The following is a 22,947-nucleotide window of genomic DNA, read 5'->3' as shown; positions in this document are numbered from 1 at the left end:
GCCAGAATTCCGCGACGTCGGGTGAGCAGCCGACCGCGGTTCGTCAGCGAAAGGGACGCGCATGTCGTTCGCCAAAGCGGCACTGAAGATCCTCCTCACGTTCCTCCTGGCGGTGGTCGCGTTCGCGGTGGTGCCCGCGGCGGCTCAGGCTGCGCCGGCCGCCGCCGCAGCCCCGGTGGCCCCGGTCCTCGGCCGCAAGGCGTGCCCGGAGCAGCCGAAACCCGGTGAGGTCACGTGCTTCGCGCTCTTCCGCGGCGACGCGCACGGGATGCAGCGCGCCGCGGCGCCGCAAGGCTACGGCCCGGCGGACCTCGCCGGCGCGTACGAGCTCCCGACGGCCACGGGCGGCGACGGGATGACGGTCGCGATCGTCGACGCCTACGACACCCCGGACGCGGAAGCCGAAATGGGTGTGTACCGCGCGCAGTTCGGCCTGCCGCCGTGCACCGTCGCCAATGGCTGCTTCACGCGCGTGGACCAGCGCGGCGGCCAGGACTTCCCGGCCGGGAACCCGGGCTGGCAGCAGGAGACGATGCTCGACCTCGACATGGTCTCGGCCGTCTGCCCGCGCTGTCACATCCTGCTCGTCGAGGCCGACGACTCGCTGGTGCCGAACATGGGCGCCGCCGTGAACCAGGCCGTCGCCATGGGCGCGAAGTTCGTGTCCAACAGCTACGGCGCCGACGAGGACCCCTCCGAGCTCGACCTCGACGAGGCCTACTACGACCACCCCGGTGTCGTGGTCACCGCCAGCTCCGGCGACTACGGCTACGGCCCGCAGTTCCCCGCCGCGTCGCCGCACGTGACGTCGGTCGGCGGCACCTCGCTCTATCGCGACGCGAACGCCCGAGGTTGGCGCGAGACGGTATGGTCCGGCACTGGCAGCGGCTGTTCCGCATATGAGCCGAAGCCGCCGGCGCAGCCGGATTCCGGTTGCGCCGACCGGACGATCGCCGACGTCTCGGCGGTCGCGGACCTCGCCACCGGCGTCGCGGTGTACGTGCACGGCGCGTGGGGCCTCGCGGGTGGCACGAGCGCGTCGTCGCCGATCGTCGCGGCGGCCTACGCGCTGGCCGGCGCGCCCGCCGCGGGCACCTACCCGAACGCGCTGCCCTACCGCTCCGGCGCGACCTTCAACGACGTCACCGAAGGCGCCAACGGCACCTGCGCCCCGGCGTACCTCTGCACCGCGGGTCCCGGCTTCGACGGCCCCACGGGTCTGGGCACGCCACGCGGCATCTCGGCCTTCACACCCGGCGCGACCGGCCTCGTCTCCGGCACGGTCCGCGACTCCGCGGGCGAGCCGCTGGCCGGTGCGCAGGTGAAGGCCGGTGACCTCGCCACCACAGTGGACGCCGAGGGCCACTACACGCTGGGCGTCCCCGTGGGCACCTACGCCGTGACCGCGAGCAAGTTCTCCTACCGCGACACCACCGTCGACGACGTGACCGTCGAGGCCGGCAAGACCGCGACCGCTGACTTCACGCTGGCGAACGTGCGTTCGGTGCAGCTGAGCGGGACCGTGCGCGACGGCAGCGGCCACGGCTGGCCGGTGGCCGCGCACGTCCAGGTCGCCGGGCAGCCGACCACGGCCGTCCGGACGGATCCGCTCACCGGGCGGTACTCGATGACCGTGCCCGAGGGCGCGACCTATTCCGTGCAGGTCGACCCGGACTACCCCGGTTACCTGCCCGACTCGGCGTCCGTGCCAGTCGGCGACATCGCCGCCACGCACGACGCTTCGGTGACCGTCGACCCCGTGACCTGCGGCGCGCCCGGCTACGCCAACCGCTTCACCGGCGACACGCAGGACTTCGAGGCGCCTTCGACGTGGCAGGTCGTGAACAACCTCGGTGACGGCGTGGCCACCTGGGCGTTCGACAACCCGGGCGGCCGCGACAACTACACCGGCGGCAGCGGCGCGTTCGCCACGGTCGACAGCAACTCGATCGGTGGCGACCAGGACACGTCGCTGGTCAGCCCGGTCGTCGACCTGAGCGCCACGGCGAACCCGACCGTGCGGTTCGCGTCCGACTACCAGGGCACGCAGGGCCAGCAGGCAGCCGTGGACTTCACGACCGACGGCGGCGCCACCTGGACCACCGTGTGGCAGCACGGCAGCGACACCCTGGCCGGGCCCTCGACGCAGGTCGTGCCGCTGCCGGGTGCGGCGGGCAAGAAGGCCGTGCAGGTGCGTTTCCACTACCGCGACCAGCTGTTCGGGTTCTGGTGGCAGGTCGACGACGTGCTGATCGGCGACCACGCGTGCGACGTCGTGCCCGGCGGGCTCGTCACCGGCACCGTGCACGACCACGTGAGCGGTGCCGCGCTCGGCGGGGCGTCGGTGGACAGCGTCGACCGGCCCGGCGAGGGTGCGACGACGCAGGCCGACGGCTCGTACTGGTTCTTCTCCAGTGTCACCGGCAGCCACCCGGTCACCGCGTCGGCGACGAACTTCGTGCCGGGCACGCAGAAGACCGTGGTCGCGCCCGACGCGGTGACCCCGGCCGACTTCCGGCTCGACGCCGGCCAGCTCGAAGTGACGACCGCGCCGGTGAACAAAACCGTGGCGTGGCAAGGGAAGGCGACGGCGAACGTCAAGGTGCGCAACACCGGCACGGCACCCGTGGACGTGCGGCTGAACCCGTCGTCCGGCGCGTTCACCCCGGCCGTGGCGCACTCGGCGCCGCTGCAGCGGATCAAGGGCGACTTCAGCACGGGACCGTTGCTGGGGCACGTGAAGCAGGCCGCGCCCGCCGAGACGCTGGCGGCCGGTGACGCGTGGCAGACCGTGGCCGACTACCCGACGAAAATCATGGACAACGGCGTGGCGACCGTGAACGGGAAGGTTTACTCCTTCACCGGCTTCGACGGCGCGGACCTGACGACCAAGAACTTCGTCTACGACCCGGGCACGCTCGCGTGGTCCCCGATCGCCGACCTCGCGACTCCGCGGGAAAACCCCGCGGTGGCGGCCGTCGGCACGAAGATCTACGTGACCGGCGGCTGGGCGGACGGCAGCATCCCGGTGACGAACACCGACATCTACGACACCGTCACCGACACGTGGACCACAGGCGCGCCGATGCCCACGGCTACCTCCGCGATGGGGGTCACCGTGGCCGGCGGGCGGATCTACACGGTCGGCGGCTGCGACGGCGGCAACTGCGGTGTCACGCGGGTGCAGGTCTACGACCCGGCCGTGGACAAGTGGTCGGCCGGCCCGGCGCTGCCCGCGCCGATCGGCTGGACCAACTGCGGCACCATCGCCGGCTCGATCTACTGCGCCGGCGGCGTCAGCGGCCTGGACAACCTGAAGACCGCGTACAAGCTCGACGTCGAGAAGGGCACGTGGTCGCGGGTCGCCGACCTGCCGGTGCAGATGTGGGGCTCGGCCTCGACCGTCGCGAATGGACAGTTGCTGCTCTCGGGCGGCATCGCCGACGGTGCGCTCACCAACGCCGGCTACGCGTACGACCCGGCGGCCAACCAGTGGTCGGCGCTGCCGAACTCCAACGAGACGCTGTTCCGAGGCGGCAGCACCTGCGGTTTCTACCGCATCGGCGGCTCGGCGAACGCGAGCTTCAACCCGACCAGCCACGACCTGCTGCTGCCGGGCTACGGCGAATGCGGGGAGTACGTGTCGATCCCGTGGCTGTCGACCACACCGTCGGTGACCACGATCGTGCCGGGCAGGACGGCGACGTTCACGGTGACGCTCGACGCGAACGTCGCGGCGATCACGCAGCCGGGCACGTACACGGCGCAACTGGTCGTCGGGGCGCAGGTGCCGAAGGCGGTGGCCGCGATCCCCGTGTCGTTCACGGTGAAGCCGCCGGCGACGTGGAGCAAGCTGACCGGCACCGTCACCGGTGCGCGCTGCGGAGCGACGGCGGGCCCGCTCGCCGCGGTGACCATGCAGGTCGACAGCTGGGCGGCGAGCTACACGCTCAAGACCGACGCCGCGGGCCACTACACGCTGTGGCTAGACCGCCGCAACAACCCGCTCACACTCATCGCGGCGCGCGACGGCTGGCAGCCCCAGACGCGCAGCGTCAAACTGGTCGAGGGACAGGCGGTGACGGCGGACTTCGTCCTGAAACCGGGCGGCTGCTGAGCTCGAGCTTCACGCACCGACCGCCGCATTGGGTGCGTTGAATGGAGCGTGAGGAACCGCACGTCCGGGCATTGTGCAATGTGACATACTACTGGCCATGGTGGCGACGGGAAGGTCCCCCGACGTGGTCGTCGTGGGCGCCGGAGTGGTCGGAGCGGCGTGCGCGTACTACTGCGCGGCCGCGGGCCTGCGCGTCGCGGTGCTCGACCGCGGCGGTGTCGCCGGCGGGACGACGAGCGGCGGCGAGGGCAACATCCTCGTGTCGGACAAGGAGCTCGGCCCGGAGCTGGATCTGGCGCTGCTGTCGATCCGGCTGTGGGCCCGGCTGGGCGAGGAGTTCGGGCCCGCTTCCCTGGAGCTGGAGCACAAGGGTGGCGTGGTCGTGGCGCAGTCCGCGGACGCCGCCCGGGGCTTGGCGGAGCTGGCGGCGGAGCAACGTGCGCGAGGTGTTTCGGTCGACGACCTGACGCCGGCCCAGGTCGCCGAGCTGGAGCCGAACCTCACGAAGGACGTCGCGTCCGGCGCGTATTACCCGCAGGACAAGCAAGTGCAGCCGATGCTCGCCGCCGCCTCGCTCCTGCGTCAAGCGGGCCGGCTCGGGGCCGAGCTGCACACGGGAGTCGAGGTGCGGGCGTTCCGGCGCCGCGCCGACGGTTCGGTCGGTGGGGTCCTCACGTCGGCCGGCGAGTTCTCGGCGCCGTGGGTGGTGAACGCCGCGGGCACGTGGGGCGGCGAAGTCTCGAAGCTCGCCGGTGCCCCGATCCCGGTGCTGCCGCGGCGCGGGTTCGTGCTGGTCACCGAACCGCTGCCGCGCGTGATCCGGCACAAGGTCTACACCGCCGACTACGTCGCCAACGTCTCGAGCGGTGATGCCGGGCTCGAAACGTCCGTGGTCGTCGAGGGTACGCAGGCCGGCACGGTGCTCATCGGCGCCAGCCGCGAACGCGTGGGGTTCGACCGGCAGTTCTCGCTGCCCGTGGTGCGCAAGCTGGCGGCCCAGGCGATCGGAGTTTTCCCGTTCCTCGCCGACGTTTCGTTGCTGCGCAGCTATCTGGGCTTCCGGCCGTACTGCCCGGACCACCTGCCGGTCATCGGCGAGGACCCGCGGCTGCCGGGGCTGGCGCACGCGTGTGGCCACGAAGGGGCGGGCATCGGGCTGGCCGCGGCGACGGGACACCTGATCGCGCAGGTGGCGACGGGCGTGAAACCGGAGCTGGACTTGACGCCGTTCCGGGCGGACCGCTTCGAGGAGGTCGCGTGAGCGAGTGCGTGAAGTTTTCCTTCCGCGGTCAGGAGATCGTGGCGGAAGCCGGGCAGAGCGTGGGCGCCGCGTTGATCGCCGCCGGCCACCGGTCGTGGCGGACGACGCGCCGCGAGGGCGCGCCCCGCGGGGTGTTCTGCGGGATCGGCGTGTGTTTCGACTGCCTGGTCGTGGTGAACGGCAAACCGGGGCGGCGCGCGTGCCTGACCGAGGTGCTGCCGGGTGACGTCGTCGAGCCGCAGGAAGGAGCGGGCCGTGGTGAGCTTTCCTGCTGAAGCGGCGGAGATCGCGGTCCTCGGGGCCGGCCCGGCCGGGCTCGCCGCCGCGGTGACCGCCGCGTCGGCCGGCGCGCGAGTGGCGCTGATCGACGCCGGCACGCGCGTGGGCGGACAGTTCTGGCGCCACCGTGAAGGCGACGAAGGCGTGGGCCACCACGACTGGCCGACGCTCGTGCGGCTGCGGGCCGGACTGTCCCGAGTGGACGTCCGGACGCGGCACGCGATCTGGCACGTCGAGCGCGCGGACGGCGGCTTCACGGTGCACACCGACCGCGGCGAGATCGCCTGCCGCACGGTGATCGTGGCGACGGGCGCCTACGACCGGCAGGTGCCGTTCCCCGGCTGGACGCTGCCGGGCGTGTACACCGCCGGCGGCGTGCAGGCGCTGGTCAAGGGCCACGGTGTGCGCGCGGGGGACCGGGTCGTGGTGGCGGGGACGGGGCCGTTCCTGCTGCCCGTCGCCGCCGGACTGGTCGACGCGGGCGCCGAGGTGGCGGGGGTGTTCGAGGCCGGTTCGCCCGCCGGGTTCGCGCGCTCGCCGCTGGCCGTGCTGGCCAACGCGGGCAAGCTCGCCGAAGGCGCCGGCTACCTGAAAACGCTGCTGCGCCAACGGGTTCCGTACCGCACGCGCACCGCGGTCGTCGCCGCGCACGGCACGGACGAGGTCGAGAGCGTGACGGTCGCGTCGCTCGATCGGCAATGGCGGATCGTGCCGGGCAGCGAGCGGACCGTCGCGTGTGACACCGTCGCCGTCGGCTACGGCTTCACGCCTCAGCTGGAGCTGCCGGTGCAGCTCGGCTGCGAAACCCGGCTCGGCGCGGACGGCAGTCTCGTCGCCGTGGCCGACGACCGGCAGCGCGCCACCACGGCCGGGGTCTACCTCGCCGGCGAGGTCTGCGGGGTCGGCGGTTCCGCGCTGTCGCTGGTGGAGGGTGAGCTGGCCGGCCTCCACGCGGCTCTCACCGCGGTGGGGGCCGAGCCGAACCGGGACACCGTCGCGCGCTTGCTGCGGCAGCGAAAGTCGTTGCGGGCCTTCGCGAACGCGATGCACGCGGCCCACCCCGTGCGTCCGGGCTGGCAGACGTGGGTCGACTCCGGCACGCAGATCTGCCGGTGCGAGGAGGTGTCCGTCGGCACCGTTCGGAGCGCGGTGAAGGACCTGGGTGCCACGGACGCCCGGACCGTCAAGCTGCTCGCCCGCCCGGGAATGGGTCTGTGCCAGGGCCGCGTGTGCGGCTACGCGACGGCCTGCCTCGTCGCCGCCGAATGCGGCCGGGAACCGACGGCCGCCGATCTCGACGGCGTCGCGGCGCGGCCGATCGCGCAGCCCGTGACGCTCGGGGACCTCGCGCGTGGCTGACCTCGAACTGTCCGAAGAGGACGAAGCCATGCTCGCCGGCGACCACGGCGAGGCGGCGAAACTGTGCCTGCGCATGGTCATCGCGCTCGCGCGGGTCCGGGGCGCCACCCGGCTGCTGACGGTCGAGTCCGCCCACGTCGATGGCTGCCTCTACCACGGTCAGGCCGGCTTGGACTTCGTCGAACGCCTGGGAGAGCTCGGCGGCCGCGTCGCCGTGCCGACCACGCTCAACGTCGGGTCCCTCGACCTGCGTCACCCCGACCTGGTGCACGCCGATGCCGAAACGACCGCCAATGCGCGCCGCCTGATGGCGGGTTACACCGCGCTGGGCTGCAAACCGACGTGGACCTGCGCGCCGTACCAGCTCACGCACCGGCCGGCGTTCGGCACGCACGTCGCGTGGGCGGAGTCCAACGCGATCGTGTTCGCCAACTCCGTGCTCGGCGCCCGCACCGACCGCTACGGCGACTTCCTCGACATCGGCGCCGCCATCACCGGCCGCGTCCCCGACGCGGGCCTGCACCGCGACGTCCACCGCCACGCGACGATCCGGCTCGACTGCGCGGGCCTGTCGCGGCGGCTGCTCGGCGAGGACGCGGCGTGGGGCGTGCTCGGCCACCTCGCCGGCCGGCTCGCGGGCAGCGGCGTGCCGGTGCTGACGGGCGTGCCCGCGACCGTGACGGAGGACCAGCTGAAGGCTTTCGGCGCCGCAGCCGCGTCGAGTGGGGGAGTGGGGCTGTTCCACGTCGTCGGCGTGACGCCGGAGGCGCCGGAGCTCGCGGCCGTCGCGTCGCCGGACCTCGTGCCGCACGTGGTGGACGCGGACCGGGTGCGCGCCATCCGCGACGAGCTGACCACGGCCCACGGCACGGACCTCGACGCGCTGTGCCTGGGCACGCCGCACTTTTCGCTCACGGAGTTCGAGCGCCTGGCCGGTCTGCTCGCCGACGGCGCGCCGTTCCATCACACCGTGAGCGCCTACGTGACCACGAGCCGCGCCGTGCTCGCGGAGGCCGATCGGCTGGGTTACGCGGAAACCGTGCGCTCCGCCGGGGCCCGGATCGTCGTCGACACCTGCACCTACCTCACGCCGATCCTCGACGCCGGCCTGCGCACGGCCATGACGAACTCCGGCAAATGGGCCTGGTACGCGCCCGGCAACATCGGCGTGGACGTGGCGCTGGGCTCGTTGGCCGAATGCGTCGCGTCGGCGCGGGCCGGCCGGATCGTGCGGGACGAGGCGCTGTGGGCGAGCTGACCGGACGCACCGTTTTCCCCGGCGAAGCCACCGGGGAACCGCTCGTGCTCGACGCGCCACTGTCGTTCTGGGGCGGCACCGACCTGTCCGGCCGGATCGTCGACGAACACCACCCCCAGCGCGGCGCCACGCTCACCGGCCGCGTTCTCGTGCTGCCGCGGGCGCGCGGCTCCAGCTCCTCGTCGTCGGTGCTCGCCGAGCAGATCCGCAGCGGCACCGCACCCGCCGCCCTCGTCCTCACCGAACCCGACGCCATCCTCATGCTCGGCGCCTGGGTCGCGGCCGAGTTGTACGAGCTGCGGTTGCCGATCGTGGTTCTCACCCCGCAGGACTACGCCCGGCTCGCCGCCTGCCGCGGGCCGGTGCGGGTTTCCGCGGGCCCGGAGAACGCGGTGATCCGGCTCGGCTGACGGTGTTCCGGCCCGGCCCGGACCAGGCCGGAACACCGTCGATCAGCGCTGTACGCGCACCACCCCGTCCTGCACCACCGCCGCGAGCCCCGTCGACGGGTTCGCCAGCACGTCCAGGTCCGCCAACGGGTTCGCCCGCGCGAGCACGACGTCGCCCCTGGCGCCGGGCGCGAGCGTGCCCACCGTGCCGACCTGCCGCAGCAGCTCGGCCGCGACCGTGGTGGCCGAGCGCAGCACCGCGGCCGGCTTCTGCACCTTGGCGCGCAACGAGAACTCCTCCGACTGCCGAGCCTGCATCGCGCCCAGCAGGTCGCTGCCATAGGCGATGCGGACGCCGGCGGAGTCGGCGAGCTGCAGAGCCTGGTAGCCGTTTTCCGTCACCCGCACGACCTTTTCGTACTGCTCCGCCGTGAAACCCAGCTCCCGGCTCTGCTCCAGCAAGGCCTGGTAGGTGATCAGCGTCGGCACGTAGAACGCGTCGTGCGCGAGGAACAGGTCGATCGACGTCGCGTCGAGGAGGTTGCCGTGTTCGATCGTGCGGACGCCGAGGCGCAGGCCGCGGTTCACGGCGTCGGCGGTGTAGGCGTGGCCCGCCGTGTAGAGGTTCGCCGCGGCCGCCTCCTCGACGATCGCGGTCACCTCCTCGTCGGAGAACTGCAGGGAGTCCACGCGGTCCGTGGGGCTCGCGCAGCCGCCCGACAGCATGATCTTCAGGTGGTACGCGCCGCGGCGGATCTCATCGCGCGCGGCGCGGCGGACCTCGTCCACGCCGTCGCACACGCGGCCGAGCACGGGGATCGCGTAGTGCTGGTCGTGCACGTCGCGTCCCGCCGGCCGCAGGTCGCCGTGCCCGCCGGTCTGGGAAAGGGCCTTGCCGCCGAAGAAGATCCGCGGGCCCGTGAACAGGCCTTCGGCCACGGCGGCGGCGATGCCGAAGTCGGCGCCCCCGACGTCGCGGACGCTCGTGAAGCCGCGGGCCAGCATGTCCTTCAGCAGCTGCGAAGCCTGCGCGGCCACGTACGCGGGCGACTCGTCCGCGACCGTGCCGAGCGCCGCGCTCACGGCGTTCACGTGCACGTGGCAGTCGATGAGCCCCGGCACGGCGAACAGTCCCGTGCCGTCCAGCTCGCCGGCTCCGGCCGGGCCACCGGGGTCGGCTTCGATCGCCGTGATCCGGCCGCCGGTGATGCGGACGACCTGGTCGCCGGTCACCTGCTCGGACTCGGGATCGACGACACTGACATGCCGGACGCTGAGGTCGGCGGCCATGCGGGCACCTCCAGAGGGTTCGCGGGGTTCAGCCACGTCCGATCGTCTCCTGCCCGATCGTCTCGAGCGAGCGGCCGGTGGTGCGCTGGCCGAACACGGCCACCACCCCGGCGCCGATCACGAGCAGGACCAGCAGCATGGTGAACACGCCGCCGAATCCGACGTTGCTGTAGGAGAAACCGATCACGATCGGCGCGATGATGCCGCCGATCCGCCCGACCGCCGACGCGACGCCGAGGCCGGTGGTGCGGATCATCGTCGGGTAGATCTCGGACGTGTAGGAGTACTCGAGCGCCGCGTTGCCGTTCATGAAGAACGACAGCACGATGCCCCAGATCAGGATCTGCGTGCTGTTGCCCGCGAACGCCAACCCGAGCGCACCGAGCGCGCCGCCCGCCAGGTAGATCACGATCGTCCACTTGCGCTCGATGCGCTCGCTCACGAACGCGGCGGAGTAGTAGCCGGGGATCTGCGCGAGGTAGATGACGATGGAGAACAGGAAGCTCTTCGAGATGTCGAAGCCCTGCTTCACCAGTAGCGACGGGATCCAGGTGAAGAAGCCGTAGTAGGTGAAGATGGCGACGAACCAGTAGACCCACGACGTGATCGTGGTCTTGCGCAGCCTGGACGACACCAGCGCGCGCAGGTTCGACAGGATCGTGCCCGAGGACACCTGCACCTCTTCGTCCTGTGTGGACGGTTGTGGCGCCGGCAGCGGGCCGACGCGGGCGCTGACCTGGCGCTCGATGTCGGCGACCACCAGTTCGGCCTCGGCGACGCGGCCGTGGACGTGCAGGAACCGCGGCGACTCCGGCAGCGAGCGGCGCCACCACAGCAGCATCACGATCGGCACCGCCGTGAGCACCTGGACCCAGCGCCAGCCGTGGGGCACGTCGCTGACCACGAAGTAGCCGAGCAGGCTCGCGAACACGTAGCCGAACGCGAAGAACCCGGCCAGGGAACCGATGTAGCGCCCGCGCACGCGCGAAGGCACGAACTCCGACAGGTAGGGCGCGATGATCGCGCTCTCCGCGCCGGTGCCCATGCCCGCCACGACGCGCGCGACGAACAGCACCGCGAAGTTCGGCGCGGCGGCCGCGACGAGGCTCGCGGCCGCGTAGAGGATGAGTGCGCTGACCATCACCGCGCGCCGGCCGATCTTGTCGCCGAGCACCCCGGCGCCGAACGCGCCGAAGAGGAAGCCGATCAGCAGGCTGCTGCCCAGGATGCCGGTGGCTCCGCTGGACAGGCCCCATTCGGCGGTGACGGAGGGGAGGATGAAGGCGACGATCGCGCCGTCCATCGCGTCGAAGGTGTACCCGAGGCCGCCCGCGAAGAGCAGCTTGTAGTGGAACCGGGAGATCGGCAGGCGTTCGAGCCGGGCCGCCAGCACGTGTGACGTGAGCTTCGGGGGCGCGCCGGTCGTTTCTGACATGGAGCCTCCCACACGAGGGGGGACGAGGTCAGGACACTGTACAATGTCACATGACACATGGCACGATGAATTTCCGACCGAGTTTCGGGCTCGGCTCCGGCCGGCGGCGCTGAGTAACATCGACTTCGTGGAGGGCTTGATGACCGGGCGCGAAAAGCCATGGCACGGCGTGCTGGTGGCGGCCGCACTCCCCTTGCGGGAGACCGAGCCGGGTGCGCTGACCGTCGATTTCGACGCGTACGCCGAGCACGTCGCGTGGCTGGCCGAGAGGGGTTGTGACGGCGTCACGCCCAACGGTTCGCTGGGGGAGTACCAGACGCTGAGCGTCGAGGAGCGCACGCGCGTGGTCCGCACGGCGATCGAAGCGGCGCCCGAGGGCTTCACGGTGATGCCGGGTGTCGCCGCGTACGGCGCGACGGAAGCGCGGCGCTGGGCCGAGAGCGCGGCGGAGGCGGGCTGCCCCGCGGTGATGCTGCTGCCGCCCAACTCCTACCGGGCCGACGAGCGCGCGGTGGTCGAGCACTACCGCGAGGTCGCGAAGGCCGGCGTGCCGATCGTCGCGTACAACAACCCGTTCGACACCAAGGTCGACCTCGTGCCGGAGCTGCTGGCCGAGCTGCACGCCGAGGGCCTGATCGTGGGCGTGAAGGAGTTCTCGGGCGATGTGCGGCGGCCGTACCGGATCGCCGAGCTGGCGCCGGAGCTCGACGTGCTGTGCGGTGCCGACGACGTGCTGCTGGAGCTGGCGATCGCCGGCGCGCCCGGCTGGGTCGCGGGCTACCCCAACGCGTTCCCGAAGGCCACCAGCGAGCTGTGGGCCGCGGCGTCGGCCGGCGACCTGGAGAAGGCCGTGCCGCTCTACCGGCTGCTGCACCCGTTGCTGCGCTGGGATTCGCTCACGGAGTTCGTGCAGGCGATCAAGCTGAGCATGGACATCGCGGGCCGCTACGGCGGGCCGTGCCGTCCGCCGCGGGTGCCGCTCACGCCCGAGCAGGAGAAGGCCGTCCGCCAGGCCACCGAACGAGCGCTCGAGGAAGGGCTTTCCTAGACCATGCGTGCCAAGCGGCTGTTCCACGCGGTCGACTCCCACACCGAGGGCATGCCGACCCGCGTGATCACGGGTGGGGTCGGCGTCGTGCCGGGTGCCACGATGTTCGAGCGCCGGCAGTACTTCGTCGAGCACCTCGACCACATCCGGCAGCTGCTGATGAACGAGCCGCGCGGCCATTCGGCGATGAGCGGGGCGATCCTGCAGCCGCCGACGCGGCCGGACGCCGACTGGGGCGTGCTGTTCATCGAGGTGTCGGGCTGCCTGCCGATGTGCGGGCACGGCACCATCGGCGTCGCGACGGTGCTGGTCGAGACAGGCATGGTCGAGGTCGTCGAGCCGGTCACCACGATTCGGCTCGACACCCCGGCCGGGCTCGTCGTCGCGGAGGTGGCGGTGGAGGACGGCGCGGCGCGGTCGGTGACGATCCGCAACGTGCCGTCGTTCTCGGTGGGCCTCGACCGCAAGGTGGCCGTGCCGGGGCTCGGCCAGGTGCGCTACGACCTGGCCTTCGGGGGCAACTTCTACGCGATCGTCGAGCTCGAGGAGCTCGGGCTTCCCTTCGACCGCGCGGAGAAGCAGAAGCTGCTCGACGCGGGACTGTCCATCATGGACGCGATCAACTCCCAGGACCTGCAGGTGCACCCGGAGAATCCCGCGATTTCCGGGTGCCACCACGTGTACCTCGCCGCACCGGGTTCCGACGCGCGGGTCTCGCGCCACGCCATGGCCATCCACCCGGGCTGGTTCGACCGTTCACCGTGCGGCACCGGCACGAGCGCGCGGATGGCGCAGCTGCACGCGCGTGGCGAGCTGGCGCTGCACACCGACTTCCGCAACGAGTCGTTCATCGGCACGCACTTCATCGGCCGGCTGGTGGAGGAGACAACGGTGGCCTCGCTGCCCGCAGTGGTGCCGACCATCACCGGCCGCGCGTGGCTGACCGGCACGGCGCAGTACTTCCTCGACCCCGACGACCCGTTCCCGACGGGGTTCGAACTGTGATCGAGGTGCTGGCCGCGCGGCCGTCGATGCCCGCGGCGATCGCGGCGTTGCGGGCCGCGCTGGCCGACGGTCTCGACCCTTCGGCGGATCCGGCGCGCGCCGTCGTACCGGTACCGAGCGGGCAGTTCCTGCTGATGCCGGCGTTCTGGGGTTCGTTCGCCGGGGTGAAGGTGGCGACGGTCGCGCCCGGAAATCCGGCCCGTGACCTGCCGCGGATCCAGGGGGAGTACCTGCTGCTGGACGGGACGACGTTGACGCCGCTGGCCTTGTTCGACGGGGTGGCGTTGACGTCCGTGCGCACCGCGGCGGTGTCGGCCCTGGCCGTCGACTGCCTGGCCGCGCCGGACGTGTCGCGGCTGGTGGTGTTCGGGACCGGGCCGCAGGCGGCGAGCCACCTCGAAGCGCTGCGGGAGGTCCGGCCGGTGCGCGACGTCGTGGTGGTGGGCCGTTCTGCTGCGCGTACCGAAGCTTTCGCGTCGGCTTGGGGCGCCCGGGTCGGCACGGCGGCGGACGTGGCTTCGGCGGACCTGGTGGTGTGCTGCACCACCTCGTCGACGCCGTTGTTCGACGGCGCCCTGGTTCCGGACGGAGCGACGGTGGTGGCGGTCGGTTCGCACGAGCCACACGTGCGTGAGGTCGATGCCGCGCTGATGCGCCGCGCCACGGTGGTCGTCGAAGCGGTGGACACCGCCCTGCGCGAGGCCGGCGACGTCGTGCTGGCGGTTTCGGAAGGAGTTCTGGCGCCGGACGTGCTGGTGCCGCTGTCCGATGTGGTCCGCGGGAAGGTGCTGCCCGCGTCGGGGCCCCGGCTGTTCAAGAGCGTGGGAATGGCGTGGGAGGATCTGGTGGTCGCCGCCACCACCTACGAGGCCGCCCGGGGAGAGTCACGTTGACCAGCCAGGAGCACCTCACGCTGACGCTGCCCACCTTCGGCGTCCAGCGGAACCTGCGCGACCAGATCACGCAGACGCTGCGGGCCGCCGTCATCTCCGGCGAGCTACGCCCCGGCGTGGTGTACTCGGCGCCCAGCCTCGCCACGCAGTTCGGCGTCTCCGCGACACCCGTGCGCGAGGCCATGCTCGACCTCGTCAAAGAGGGCCTGATCGACACGGTGCGCAACAAGGGTTTCCGGGTCACCGAACCGTCCGAAAAGGACCTCGACGACCTCAGCGAGCTGCGTGCCCTCATCGAGGTGCCCACCGTCCGCCGCCTCGCCGAGACCGGCGTCGCCCCCGCCGTGATCGCCGAACTGCGCCCACTGGCCACCGGCATCGAACACGCGGCCGCCGAGCACGACCTCATCGCCCACGTCGCCACGGACATGCAGTTCCACCTGCGCCTGCTCGAACAGGCGGGTAACCCGCACCTCGTCGAGACCGTCCGCTCCCTGCGCTCCCGCTCCCGCATCTACGGCCTCCGCGGCCTCGCCGACCGCGACGAGCTCATCCCCTCCTCCCACGAACACGCGGAACTCCTGGACCTCATCGAAGCCCGCGACGCGGACGGCGCGGAGGCCTTGATGAGCCGCCACATCCGGCACGTGCGGGGGATCTGGGCCGAGTAACGCCGGCGAACGCAAATTTGCAGTCTGGCGGGCGGTTCGTGCTGATCACGGTTCTGGAAGACATCGAGGACCTGCGATTCGAGTTCCTCGACCAGGTCGTCCAGGCCGCGAGTTTCGCATCCGGCGAGTTCGAAAACCGGGTGCGGGCCGCCGGGCTCGAGGTGACCTCGACGCGGTCGGAGGTCTTCGAGCCCGGCAAGCCCGGCGCCGAGCCTGAGGAGCACTTCCTCGTCACCGCGCGAAAACCCTGATCACTCCCCGGAAAACCGCTGCTCCAGCTCGCTCACCTCGGGCAGCCCGATGAGCGTCGTGAACTCATCGAACGTCGGCACGCCCGGCAGAGCGGCCGCCGGCGTGCCGTCGCGGCGGATGACGTCGAGCAGGGAGCGGATGCCGGCCGTCGCGGCGAGCAGTGTGCCGATCGGGTAGAGCACCAGCGAGAAGCCGAGGTCCGTGATGCGCGACAGCGGCAGCGGCGGCGTCCGGCCGCCTTCGGCCCAGTTGAACACCAGGGGCGCGACGCCGCGCAGCTCGGTGGCCACGCGCTCGATGCTCTCCTCGCTCGTCGGCGCTTCCACGAACAGCACGTCGGCGCCCGCGTCGGCGTAGGCCTTGGCGCGGCCGAGGGCGTCGTCGAGGCCGTGGACGGCGGCGGCGTCCGTGCGGGCGATGAGGACGAAGTCCGGGTCGCGCCGGGCGGCGGCGGCCGCGGAGATCTTGCCGACCATCTCCTCGCGCGAGATCACGGCCTTGCCCGACATGTGGCCGCACTTCTTCGGCATCACCTGGTCTTCGAGGTGGATCGCCGCGACGCCGGCCTGTTCGTACGCCCGGACGGTGCGCACCACGTTGATCGCATTGCCGTAGCCGGTGTCGGCGTCGGCGATCACGGGCACGTCGACGGCCGAGACGATGCGCGTCGCGTTGTCGATCATCTCCGCGGCCGAGAGCAGGCCCACGTCCGGGCGCCCGATCAGCGACGCGGTGGTGCCGAAGCCCGTCATGTACACGACGTCGAACCCGGCCTGCTCCACCAGCCGGGCCGAAAGCGCGTCGTACGCCCCGGGCGCGACCAGCGGCGGGCCCGCCGCCAGCAGCTCGCGCAGGCGCTTGCGCGGGGTTCCGGCGGTACCGAGCAGATTTCCCACGGAATTCCTCCTTGTATACATCAACAGCAAAATTACGCCGCACGCCTTGCGGAGGACAAGACTCCAGCCTAGATTGCACACAATCTGCGAGACGGGGTGACGGGTGACACAGGCGGCGACTTCATCGGGACGCGCGGTGGACGCATTGCGCGAGCTGATCCTGAAGGGCGAGTTCCCGGCGGGCGCCCGGCTCGGCGAGGTCGAGCTGGCCGTCCGGCTCGGCGTGAGCCGGACCCCGGTCCGCGAGGCGCTGACCCGCCTCGCCGCCGAGGGGCTCGTGGAGATCGTCCCGAACCGCGGGGCCCGGGTCAGCCGGTGGACTGTCGCCGAGCTGGAAGGCGTGTTCGAGCTGCGCACGCTGCTGGAACCCCAGCTCACCGCGCTCGCCGTGCCCCACGCGACCGAGGCCGACCTGGCCGCGCTCGACGAGCTCGCCGCACGCATGGTCGAGATCGGGTGCCCCGGACCGGGGCAGGATCTCGACGCGCTGGTGCCGATGAACCGCGAGTTCCACGCCAAGCTCGTGGAGCTCGCGCGGCACCCGGCGCTGGCCGGCGCGCTCGCGAGCGCCATCCACGCGCCGATCGTGCTGCGCAACTTCCACACCTACGACGAACAGTCCCTGCGGCGCAGCCTCGCGCACCACGTCGAGATCGTCGCCGCCCTGCGCGCCGGCGACCCCGACTGGGCTCGGGCAACGATGACCGCCCACATCCGCAACGCCCGTGCCGTGATGGTGCGCGCGGCTCAGAAGACGGAGAACCCATGACTCATCTCCTCAGCCACATCACCATGGCGGCCAGCACGTCCTCCCGACAGCAACCACAGCGCGAGATCGGCTCAAAGGCGATCTCGCACGCCTCGGCGGAGCCGAGGCCAACAACACAGAGTTACCGGCTCGGTGTCGACGTCGGCGGTACCTTCACCGACGTACTGCTGGTCGAGGAGACGACCGGCGGCACCTGGCGGGCGAAGACCCCGTCCACCCCCGCCGACCAGTCGGTCGGCGTCCGCAACGGCATCGCGAAAGTGGCGCCGACGCGGGCATCGCACTGAGTGAGGTCGCGCAGGTGCTGCACGGCACCACCGTGGCCACCAACGCCATCCTCGAAGGCACGGGCGCCCGTGTGGGGCTCGTGATTACGCGCGGGTTCCGCCAGGTGCTGCAGATCGCGCGCTCCTACGTCCCGGGAGGGCTCGCCGGCTGGATCATCTGGCCGAAGCCGGAACCTTTGGCGGCACTGGAGAACACCGTCGAGGTCGATGAGCGTATCGCCAGCGACGGCGCGGTGATCCGCGAGCTCGACGAGGCCGACGTGCGGGCGCAGCTGGAGAAGCTGCGCGGCCGCGACATCCAGGCGCTCGCCGCGTCGCTGATCAATTCGTTCGCCGATTCCGCGCACGAACGCCGCGTGGGCGAGATCGCGGCCGAGGTGCTGCCCGGCGTGCCGGTGTCGCTGTCTTCGGACGTGCTGCCCGAGCTGCGCGAGTACGAGCGCACGGTCACCACCGTCGCCAACGGCTACGTGCAGCCGCAGGTGAAGAAGTACGTGGAGACGCTGGCCAGTGAGCTCGCCGGCAGCGGCGTGGCCGGTGAGCTGGCCATCCTGCGCAGCGACGGTGGCCTTTCGGCGGCCGACGCCGCGGTCGCCGCCCCCGTGACGATGCTGCTGTCCGGTCCCGCCGGTGGCGTGACCGGTGCGGTGTGGGTCGCCGAGCAGTGCGGCCACCGCGACCTGATCACGTTCGACATGGGTGGCACGTCCACCGACGTCGCGCTCGTGCAGGACCTCAACCCGCGCATCGGCCGCGAGACGCAGGTCGGTGACCTCACCGTGAGGGCGTCCAGTGTGGACGTTCGGACCGTCGGCCGGCGGTGGTTCCCTCGCCCACGTACCGGAACTGACGAAGGCGCTGCGCGTCGGCCCGCAGTCCGCGGGCGCCGACCCCGGCCCCGCCGCGTACGGCAAGAGCGGCACCGAGCCGACGGTGACCGACGCCAACGTGGTCCTCGGCTACCTGCCCGCGCAGCCGGCCGGCGGCGAGATCACGCTCGACGTCGCGGCCGCCCGCGCGGCCGTCGCCAAGGTGGCCGACGCGATGGGCCTGCCGAGCGTGGAGGCCGCGGCGGCCGGGATTATCGACATCGTCAACGAGAACATGCTCGGCGGCCTGCGGCTCGTCTCGGTGCAGCAGGGCTTCGACCCGCGCGACTGTGTCATCGGGCCCGGCTCCGCCAGGCCGTGCGAGATCGCCGAGAAGCCGGTGCGTCGGATGGACGGCCGGATCGGCCGGGGCCGATCGCGCCGCCCATCCGACACACCGGCGCGATCTCGCGTTGTGGTCACCGTCGCTGGAGGCGCTGCCAGCGCCATGTGCTCAGTCTGGTGTGCGGGCCGACGCATCGCGCGGGCTCGTGTTCGCGTCGCACAGCGCTCACAACACGCCGCCGTGTCGTGTTGCCGCAGTCCGGGCCGCGAATCGGCTACAGCAACCACGGCGCGAGATCGCGCCGGCGTCTCGACTGAGCGGTGCGATCGGCCCCCGGCCGATCCGACCGTTCAGTCGAGACGCCGGCTTCCCGGCGATCTCGCACGCCCCGGCGGAGCCGGGGCCAAAGACACAGCCAAGCACTTCGGCGCCGAGCACGACCGGCTGTTCTCCTTCCTGCTCAACGTGGACCACGAGCTGGTCAACGCCCGCGCCACGGTCACCGGCCCGCGCCCGTCGGTGGCGGCCGTGACGCTGGCTGAGGGCACCGGTGACCCGGTCGCCGCGCTGGTCGACACGCACCCGATCCACGTGTCGGGCAAACAGCTCGACGCGAAGGTCTACGACCGCGCGAGACTCCTGGCCGGCGACGTCGTCGCCGGGCCCGCGATCGTGACCGAAATGGACTCCACGACCCTCGTGCTGCCCGAGCACGCCGCCACCGTGCACGCGTCCGGCAGCCTGCTGATCACCCCGCTGGAGGGCTGAACCTTGGCTGAGATCATCGAGACCGCCACCGGCGCGATCACCAGGTCCGAAGTGGACCCGGTCACCCTCGACCTCATCGAGAACGGGCTGCGCAACGCCCGCTACGAGATGGACGAGGTGCTCTTCCGCACCGCGCTCTCGCCGGGCATCGGCGAGCAGCACGACGAGTTCCCGCTCATGGGCGACCCGAGCGGCAAGATGGTGGTCGGCCAGTTCGGACTGTCCATCCCGGACTTCCTCGAGGTCTTCGACGACACCATCGAAGAGGGCGACGTGCTCATGACGTCGGACCCGTAGGCGTGCGGCGCGGCGATAGCCACGCCAACGACTGGCTGATCGTGATGCCGATCTACCACGAGGGCCGGCTCGTCGGCTGGGCCTCGATGTTCGGGCACATGTCCGACGTCGGCGGCAAGACCCCGTCGTCGATGCCCACGGACGCGCGCACGATCTACGAAGAGGGCGTGGTCGTGCCGCCGTTCAAGCTGTACCGCGAGGGAAAGCTGAACGAGGACGCCCTGCGGATGATCCTCAACCAGGTCCGCATGCCCGACTGGAACCGCGCCGACCTCAACGGGCTCGTCGCCGCCTGCCGCACGGCGTCGCGCCGCGTGGTGGAGATGTGCGACCGGTTCGGCACGGCGACCTACATGTCCGCTTTGGACGCTCTGCTGCAGCGCAACTACGACGCCATGAAGATCCTGCTGCAGACGGTGTTCGAGGACGGCAAGACGATCAGCTTCACCGACTACATCTGCGACGACGGCGTGGGATTCGGTCCGTACGAGCTGAAGCTCTCGCTGAGCCGAACCGGCGAGAAGGTCCACCTGGACTTCACGGGCAGCTCGCCGCAGGCCGCGGGGCCGATCAACTACTACATCAACGAGAACCTCACCCGGATGTTCTTCGGGATCTACATGATCACCGTGGCCGACCCGCAGATCCTGTGGAACGACGGGTTCTACCCGCTGGTCGACGTGACCATTCCGGACGGTTCCTACTGGAAGCCGAAGCACCCGGCTTCGCTCAACGGCCGCAACCACGGCATCGGCCGCGTGTTCGACCTGTTCGGCGGCCTGCTCGGCCAGACGAACCCGGCTCTGCTCAACGCGGCGGGCTTCTCGTCGAGCCCGCACTTCATGTACTCCGGCAACTACTCGACCGGCGAGCGCAAGGGCGAATGGTTCCAGCTGTACTCGATCGGCTTCGGCGGCATCCCGGGCAGGCCGCTGGGCGACGGGCCCGACGGGCACTCGCTGTGGCCGAGTTTCGTCAACATCCCGTGCGAGTACCTGGAGTCCTACTATCCGCTGCGCATCGAACGCTGGGAGACCGTCGCCGACACCGGCGGCGCGGGCCTGCACCGCGGCGGCAACGGCGTGAACGTGACCTACGTCTTCGAAGAACCAGGCACGATCGCCATCCACGACGACCGCTGGCTCACCTACCCGTGGGGCGTCAACGGCGGCGCGCCCGGCGCGCGCGGGACCAAGTGGATCGACCGCGCGGACGGCACCAGGGAAGTGCTGCCCAGCAAGTGCCACGACGTCCCGGTGCACACCGGCGACGTGCTCCACTTCGTCACCTGGGGTGGCGGCGGCTGGGGCGATCCGCTGGAGCGCGACCCCGCTCTGGTGGGGCTGGAGGTCGAACGCGGCCTCGTGACGCCCGACGGCGCCCGCGCCTACGGCGTGGTCATTGGCGCGGACGCCACTGTGGACACCGAAGCGACGAAGACGTTGCGCGATCAGCTGCGCGCGGCGCGGCCCGCGGAACCGCCCGTGTTCGACATGGGGCCGCCGATCGAGGAGCTGCTGGCCAACTGCGAGGCGGAGACCGGTCTGCCGGCCCCGCAGCGCCCGGTCTGGTCGGCGTCGTGAGCGGGCCGCACGGGTCCGCGTTCTCCGGCCGGCTCGGCTGGGGAGCGCGGCCCGCGCTGCTCGTGATCGACCTCGTGCGCGCGTACACCGAAGCCGGCGGTCCCTTCGAGCTTCCCGGTCCGGGGCCGGCGATCGAGGCGACGCGGGCGTTGCTCGAAGCCGCGCGCACGGCCGGGCACCCGGTGGTGTGGACGTCGGTGGCCTACACCCGCGGCCTCGCCGACGGCGGCCTGTTCGTGCGGAAAGTCCCGGAGCTCAGGGCGTTCGAGGAAGGCGGCGAGGGTGGCTGGGGCAAGATCGGCCCGCTGAAGCCCGAACCGGGGGAAGCCGTGGTGACCAAACAATATGCGTCGGCGTTCTTCGGTACCTCGCTGGCGTCCACTTTGCACACGTCCGGTGTGGACACTCTTGTCACCACCGGGGTTTCGACGTCCGGCTGTGTGCGAGTGTCCGCGATGGACGCGCTGAACCACGGGTTCCGGCCCCAAGTGGTGCGCCAGGCGTGCGCGGACCGCACGGAAGCCGTGCACGAGAGCAACCTGGTGGACCTCGACGCGAAGCACGCCGACGTCGTGGACCTCGACGAGGCCCTGGCGCACCTGGCCCGATAAGCCACGAGGGGCCCCCCGGCCGGCTCGGGATACCGGCGGGGAGGCCCCTCTGTGGTGCGGCCGCGACTACTGCTGCTGCTGGTCGTCGCCGCCGAAGCGTTCCTTCAGCTTGTCGGCACCCTGGTGGATCTGGTCGCCGTGCTTGCCGCCGGTCTTTTCGTCGGCGAAGTCGGCGGCCTTGTCGACGCCCTGGCCGACCTTGTCCGGGTGCTGGCCCGCGAACTCCTGCAGCTTCTCCTTGGCCTTGTCGAACATGCCGTCCATCTCGCGCTCCCTTCCGTCGTGCCGAATTCCGGTGGACGATTCGAGGAGTACCCAGCAGTTCACCGGGTCAGCCCCATTGTCCCCTCATCGGGTGAGGTGGGAGCGCGAGGTTTTTCAGTTGAAGCGGCCGGCTCCGTCGATGTAGGACACCTTGTCGACGGTGATCCCGCCCTCGAGCAGCTCGTCGGCCCGCGCGACCAGGCCGCGTAGCGCGTCGTTGCCACTGTGGACCTTCAGGGCGTCGAGGTCGGCGAACATCTCGTAGAAGACGAACTCGTCCTCACGCTTGTTCAGCAGGTAGAGCAGCGTGCCCTCTTCCTGCCGAGCCGCGTCGACGAGCCCGCGCAGCAGCTGCTCCACCTCCGCCTCTTTGCCCGCTTTGGGACGGATGTAGGCGATCTGCGCGACTGTCATTCCTGACCTCCAAGACGAGGGTGTTCCCGGCTCTCCCAACCTACTGGGTTCAGGGCGCGACGGTGCTGTGGTGTTGGAAGGGCCATTGCGCCACCGGACGCGCGAGCAGCTCCTCCGGCGGGTCTGGTAGCCGCGGGGGAGCGGTGGTCCAGCGCGCGATGACCACGACGCGGTCCTGGCCGCCCAGGTAGACGTCGGCGCCGGCGAAGTGCTCCGTGGCGGAGAGTTCCGGCACGGCGGTGGTCTCGACCCACGCCAGCAGATCCTGCTGGCGGCCCGGCGCTGCGCGGACTTCCCACATCAGTGTGTCGCTCATGGCCGCGACTCTACTGTGCCGATCGTTACTGATCCGACCACAGTCACGGCCGAATGGCTTCGCGGCAACGGTTACGTGCCGCGTGGGGGTCGGCCTGCCTTCGGCCGGATTAGTAACGGCGGCACCGTGGGCACGTCAGTGGCCGAGGCGATGTCGTGTGCGGTCAGGCGGAACGCTTCGGGGTAGTGAGCACGCCGGGTGCGGCGGGCCGGTTCGGTGCTGCGCCAGGTGTAGCGGCAGCGCTCGCACTGGTGGACGGTCCAGACACCGGCCACGGGGGAGTCGGCGAGCTTCGCGATGTCGGGGTGGTCACAACGGGGGCAGGTCACG

24 protein-coding genes and 1 pseudogene are annotated in these 22,947 nt (G+C 71.3%); 18 read left to right on the top strand and 7 right to left on the bottom strand.

Going from position 1 to position 22,947, the window contains the following annotated elements; genetic code table 11:
• Positions 1-61 precede the first annotated feature (61 nt).
• From QRX50_RS41350 to QRX50_RS41325, 6 genes are all read left to right on the top strand, one after another.
• The gene (locus tag QRX50_RS41350; protein WP_285968521.1) at positions 62-4,117 is read left to right on the top strand and encodes a carboxypeptidase regulatory-like domain-containing protein; all 4,056 of its coding nucleotides are present in this window, start codon (positions 62-64) and stop codon (positions 4,115-4,117) included.
• A gap of 97 nt (positions 4,118-4,214) precedes the next feature.
• On the top strand, positions 4,215-5,378 hold the full coding sequence (locus QRX50_RS41345) for an NAD(P)/FAD-dependent oxidoreductase (RefSeq protein WP_285968520.1): 1,164 nt from the start codon (positions 4,215-4,217) through the stop codon (positions 5,376-5,378).
• Positions 5,375-5,653, top strand: a complete 279-nt coding sequence (locus QRX50_RS41340; protein ID WP_285968519.1) for a (2Fe-2S)-binding protein — start codon at positions 5,375-5,377, stop codon at positions 5,651-5,653. Before QRX50_RS41345 ends, QRX50_RS41340 begins: the two co-directional genes overlap by 4 nt.
• Positions 5,637-7,016 carry an NAD(P)/FAD-dependent oxidoreductase gene (locus QRX50_RS41335; protein ID WP_285968518.1) on the top strand — a complete coding sequence of 460 codons (1,380 nt, stop codon included), beginning with the start codon at positions 5,637-5,639 and terminating at the stop codon, positions 7,014-7,016. The genes QRX50_RS41340 and QRX50_RS41335 overlap by 17 nt, the downstream gene beginning before the upstream one ends.
• Positions 7,009-8,274, top strand: coding sequence for an aconitase X (locus tag QRX50_RS41330; RefSeq protein WP_285968517.1), 1,266 nt, complete (start codon positions 7,009-7,011; stop codon positions 8,272-8,274). The genes QRX50_RS41335 and QRX50_RS41330 overlap by 8 nt, the downstream gene beginning before the upstream one ends.
• Positions 8,262-8,684 (top strand): aconitase X swivel domain-containing protein, encoded by a 423-nt coding sequence (locus QRX50_RS41325; RefSeq protein WP_285968516.1) that lies wholly within the window; start codon positions 8,262-8,264, stop codon positions 8,682-8,684. Before QRX50_RS41330 ends, QRX50_RS41325 begins: the two co-directional genes overlap by 13 nt.
• Before the next feature lie 42 nt (positions 8,685-8,726).
• Here QRX50_RS41325 and QRX50_RS41320 read toward each other — a convergent pair whose 3' ends face one another.
• Positions 8,727-9,953 (bottom strand): metal-dependent hydrolase family protein, encoded by a 1,227-nt coding sequence (locus QRX50_RS41320; protein WP_285968515.1) that lies wholly within the window; start codon positions 9,951-9,953, stop codon positions 8,727-8,729.
• Between the two features lie 28 nt (positions 9,954-9,981).
• Entirely contained in the window at positions 9,982-11,388 is a 1,407-nt protein-coding gene (locus tag QRX50_RS41315; RefSeq protein ID WP_285968514.1) for an MFS transporter, read from the bottom strand.
• 139 nt (positions 11,389-11,527) lie between these two features.
• Here QRX50_RS41315 and QRX50_RS41310 point away from each other — a divergent pair, with 139 nt between their 5' ends.
• Genes QRX50_RS41310 through QRX50_RS41290 form a run of 5 tightly spaced genes read left to right on the top strand, consistent with a single transcriptional unit; the run spans position 11,528 to position 15,256 of the window.
• Positions 11,528-12,436 (top strand): dihydrodipicolinate synthase family protein, encoded by a 909-nt coding sequence (locus QRX50_RS41310; RefSeq protein ID WP_285968513.1) that lies wholly within the window; start codon positions 11,528-11,530, stop codon positions 12,434-12,436.
• Between the two features lie 3 nt (positions 12,437-12,439).
• Positions 12,440-13,441 carry a proline racemase family protein gene (locus QRX50_RS41305; RefSeq protein WP_285968512.1) on the top strand — a complete coding sequence of 334 codons (1,002 nt, stop codon included), beginning with the start codon at positions 12,440-12,442 and terminating at the stop codon, positions 13,439-13,441.
• Complete coding sequence (locus tag QRX50_RS41300; protein ID WP_285968511.1) at positions 13,438-14,334, top strand: ornithine cyclodeaminase family protein; 897 nt, start codon at positions 13,438-13,440, stop codon at positions 14,332-14,334. Before QRX50_RS41305 ends, QRX50_RS41300 begins: the two co-directional genes overlap by 4 nt.
• A complete protein-coding gene (locus QRX50_RS41295; protein WP_285968510.1) occupies positions 14,331-15,005 on the top strand; it encodes a GntR family transcriptional regulator in 675 nt (224 codons plus the stop codon). Before QRX50_RS41300 ends, QRX50_RS41295 begins: the two co-directional genes overlap by 4 nt.
• A 38-nt stretch (positions 15,006-15,043) precedes the next feature.
• A complete protein-coding gene (locus tag QRX50_RS41290) occupies positions 15,044-15,256 on the top strand; it encodes a hypothetical protein (protein WP_285968509.1) in 213 nt (70 codons plus the stop codon).
• On the opposite strand, the gene QRX50_RS41285 is transcribed toward QRX50_RS41290, so the two are convergent.
• The gene (locus QRX50_RS41285) at positions 15,257-16,153 is read right to left on the bottom strand and encodes an isocitrate lyase/PEP mutase family protein (RefSeq protein ID WP_285968508.1); all 897 of its coding nucleotides are present in this window, start codon (positions 16,151-16,153) and stop codon (positions 15,257-15,259) included.
• A gap of 136 nt (positions 16,154-16,289) precedes the next feature.
• On the opposite strand from QRX50_RS41285, the gene QRX50_RS41280 reads away from it, so the two are divergent.
• From QRX50_RS41280 to QRX50_RS41250, 7 genes and pseudogenes are all read left to right on the top strand, one after another.
• On the top strand, positions 16,290-16,922 hold the full coding sequence (locus tag QRX50_RS41280) for a GntR family transcriptional regulator (RefSeq protein WP_285968507.1): 633 nt from the start codon (positions 16,290-16,292) through the stop codon (positions 16,920-16,922).
• The gene (locus tag QRX50_RS41275) at positions 16,919-17,209 is read left to right on the top strand and encodes a hydantoinase/oxoprolinase N-terminal domain-containing protein (RefSeq protein ID WP_353074053.1); all 291 of its coding nucleotides are present in this window, start codon (positions 16,919-16,921) and stop codon (positions 17,207-17,209) included. Before QRX50_RS41280 ends, QRX50_RS41275 begins: the two co-directional genes overlap by 4 nt.
• A gap of 14 nt (positions 17,210-17,223) precedes the next feature.
• Positions 17,224-18,313: pseudogene (locus QRX50_RS41270) on the top strand (hydantoinase/oxoprolinase family protein); the annotation flags it as partial.
• On the top strand, positions 18,314-19,132 hold the full coding sequence (locus QRX50_RS41265; protein WP_353074195.1) for a hydantoinase/oxoprolinase family protein: 819 nt from the start codon (positions 18,314-18,316) through the stop codon (positions 19,130-19,132).
• A 3-nt stretch (positions 19,133-19,135) separates the two neighbouring features.
• Positions 19,136-19,429, top strand: coding sequence for a hydantoinase B/oxoprolinase family protein (locus QRX50_RS41260; RefSeq protein WP_285968505.1), 294 nt, complete (start codon positions 19,136-19,138; stop codon positions 19,427-19,429).
• A gap of 2 nt (positions 19,430-19,431) precedes the next feature.
• The gene (locus tag QRX50_RS41255) at positions 19,432-21,012 is read left to right on the top strand and encodes a hydantoinase B/oxoprolinase family protein (RefSeq protein ID WP_285968504.1); all 1,581 of its coding nucleotides are present in this window, start codon (positions 19,432-19,434) and stop codon (positions 21,010-21,012) included.
• Positions 21,009-21,623 carry an isochorismatase family protein gene (locus QRX50_RS41250; RefSeq protein WP_285968503.1) on the top strand — a complete coding sequence of 205 codons (615 nt, stop codon included), beginning with the start codon at positions 21,009-21,011 and terminating at the stop codon, positions 21,621-21,623. The genes QRX50_RS41255 and QRX50_RS41250 overlap by 4 nt, the downstream gene beginning before the upstream one ends.
• Before the next feature lie 66 nt (positions 21,624-21,689).
• Here the strand turns inward: QRX50_RS41250 and QRX50_RS41245 are convergent, their stop codons facing one another.
• From QRX50_RS41245 to QRX50_RS41230, 4 genes are all read right to left on the bottom strand, one after another.
• On the bottom strand, positions 21,690-21,887 hold the full coding sequence (locus QRX50_RS41245) for an antitoxin (RefSeq protein ID WP_285968502.1): 198 nt from the start codon (positions 21,885-21,887) through the stop codon (positions 21,690-21,692).
• Between the two features lie 114 nt (positions 21,888-22,001).
• Entirely contained in the window at positions 22,002-22,301 is a 300-nt protein-coding gene (locus tag QRX50_RS41240) for a putative quinol monooxygenase (RefSeq protein WP_220239029.1), read from the bottom strand.
• A gap of 49 nt (positions 22,302-22,350) precedes the next feature.
• The gene (locus QRX50_RS41235; RefSeq protein WP_285968501.1) at positions 22,351-22,617 is read right to left on the bottom strand and encodes a hypothetical protein; all 267 of its coding nucleotides are present in this window, start codon (positions 22,615-22,617) and stop codon (positions 22,351-22,353) included.
• Positions 22,618-22,688: 71 nt separating this feature from the next.
• Positions 22,689-22,946 (bottom strand): non-oxidative hydroxyarylic acid decarboxylases subunit D, encoded by a 258-nt coding sequence (locus QRX50_RS41230; protein ID WP_285968500.1) that lies wholly within the window; start codon positions 22,944-22,946, stop codon positions 22,689-22,691.
• Position 22,947 lies beyond the last annotated feature (1 nt).

This window comes from Amycolatopsis sp. 2-15, from assembly GCF_030285625.1.
In the GTDB taxonomy this organism is placed as follows: Bacteria; Actinomycetota; Actinomycetes; order Mycobacteriales; family Pseudonocardiaceae; genus Amycolatopsis; species Amycolatopsis carbonis.
Note: the sequence above shows the minus strand (reverse complement) of the source record. Positions and strands in the feature narration are given on the sequence as shown.

Coding starts and splice junctions, on each gene's coding strand:
- QRX50_RS41350 (WP_285968521.1), top strand. CDS start 62: ATGTCGTTCGCCAAAGCGGCACTGAAGATCCTCCTCACGTTCCTCCTG.
- QRX50_RS41345 (WP_285968520.1), top strand. CDS start 4,215: ATGGTGGCGACGGGAAGGTCCCCCGACGTGGTCGTCGTGGGCGCCGGA.
- QRX50_RS41320 (WP_285968515.1), bottom strand. CDS start 9,953: ATGGCCGCCGACCTCAGCGTCCGGCATGTCAGTGTCGTCGATCCCGAG.
- QRX50_RS41315 (WP_285968514.1), bottom strand. CDS start 11,388: ATGTCAGAAACGACCGGCGCGCCCCCGAAGCTCACGTCACACGTGCTG.
- QRX50_RS41310 (WP_285968513.1), top strand. CDS start 11,528: ATGACCGGGCGCGAAAAGCCATGGCACGGCGTGCTGGTGGCGGCCGCA.
- QRX50_RS41305 (WP_285968512.1), top strand. CDS start 12,440: ATGCGTGCCAAGCGGCTGTTCCACGCGGTCGACTCCCACACCGAGGGC.
- QRX50_RS41275 (WP_353074053.1), top strand. CDS start 16,919: ATGACTCATCTCCTCAGCCACATCACCATGGCGGCCAGCACGTCCTCC.
- QRX50_RS41265 (WP_353074195.1), top strand. CDS start 18,314: ATGCTCGGCGGCCTGCGGCTCGTCTCGGTGCAGCAGGGCTTCGACCCG.
- QRX50_RS41245 (WP_285968502.1), bottom strand. CDS start 21,887: ATGGACGGCATGTTCGACAAGGCCAAGGAGAAGCTGCAGGAGTTCGCG.
- QRX50_RS41240 (WP_220239029.1), bottom strand. CDS start 22,301: ATGACAGTCGCGCAGATCGCCTACATCCGTCCCAAAGCGGGCAAAGAG.
- QRX50_RS41235 (WP_285968501.1), bottom strand. CDS start 22,617: ATGAGCGACACACTGATGTGGGAAGTCCGCGCAGCGCCGGGCCGCCAG.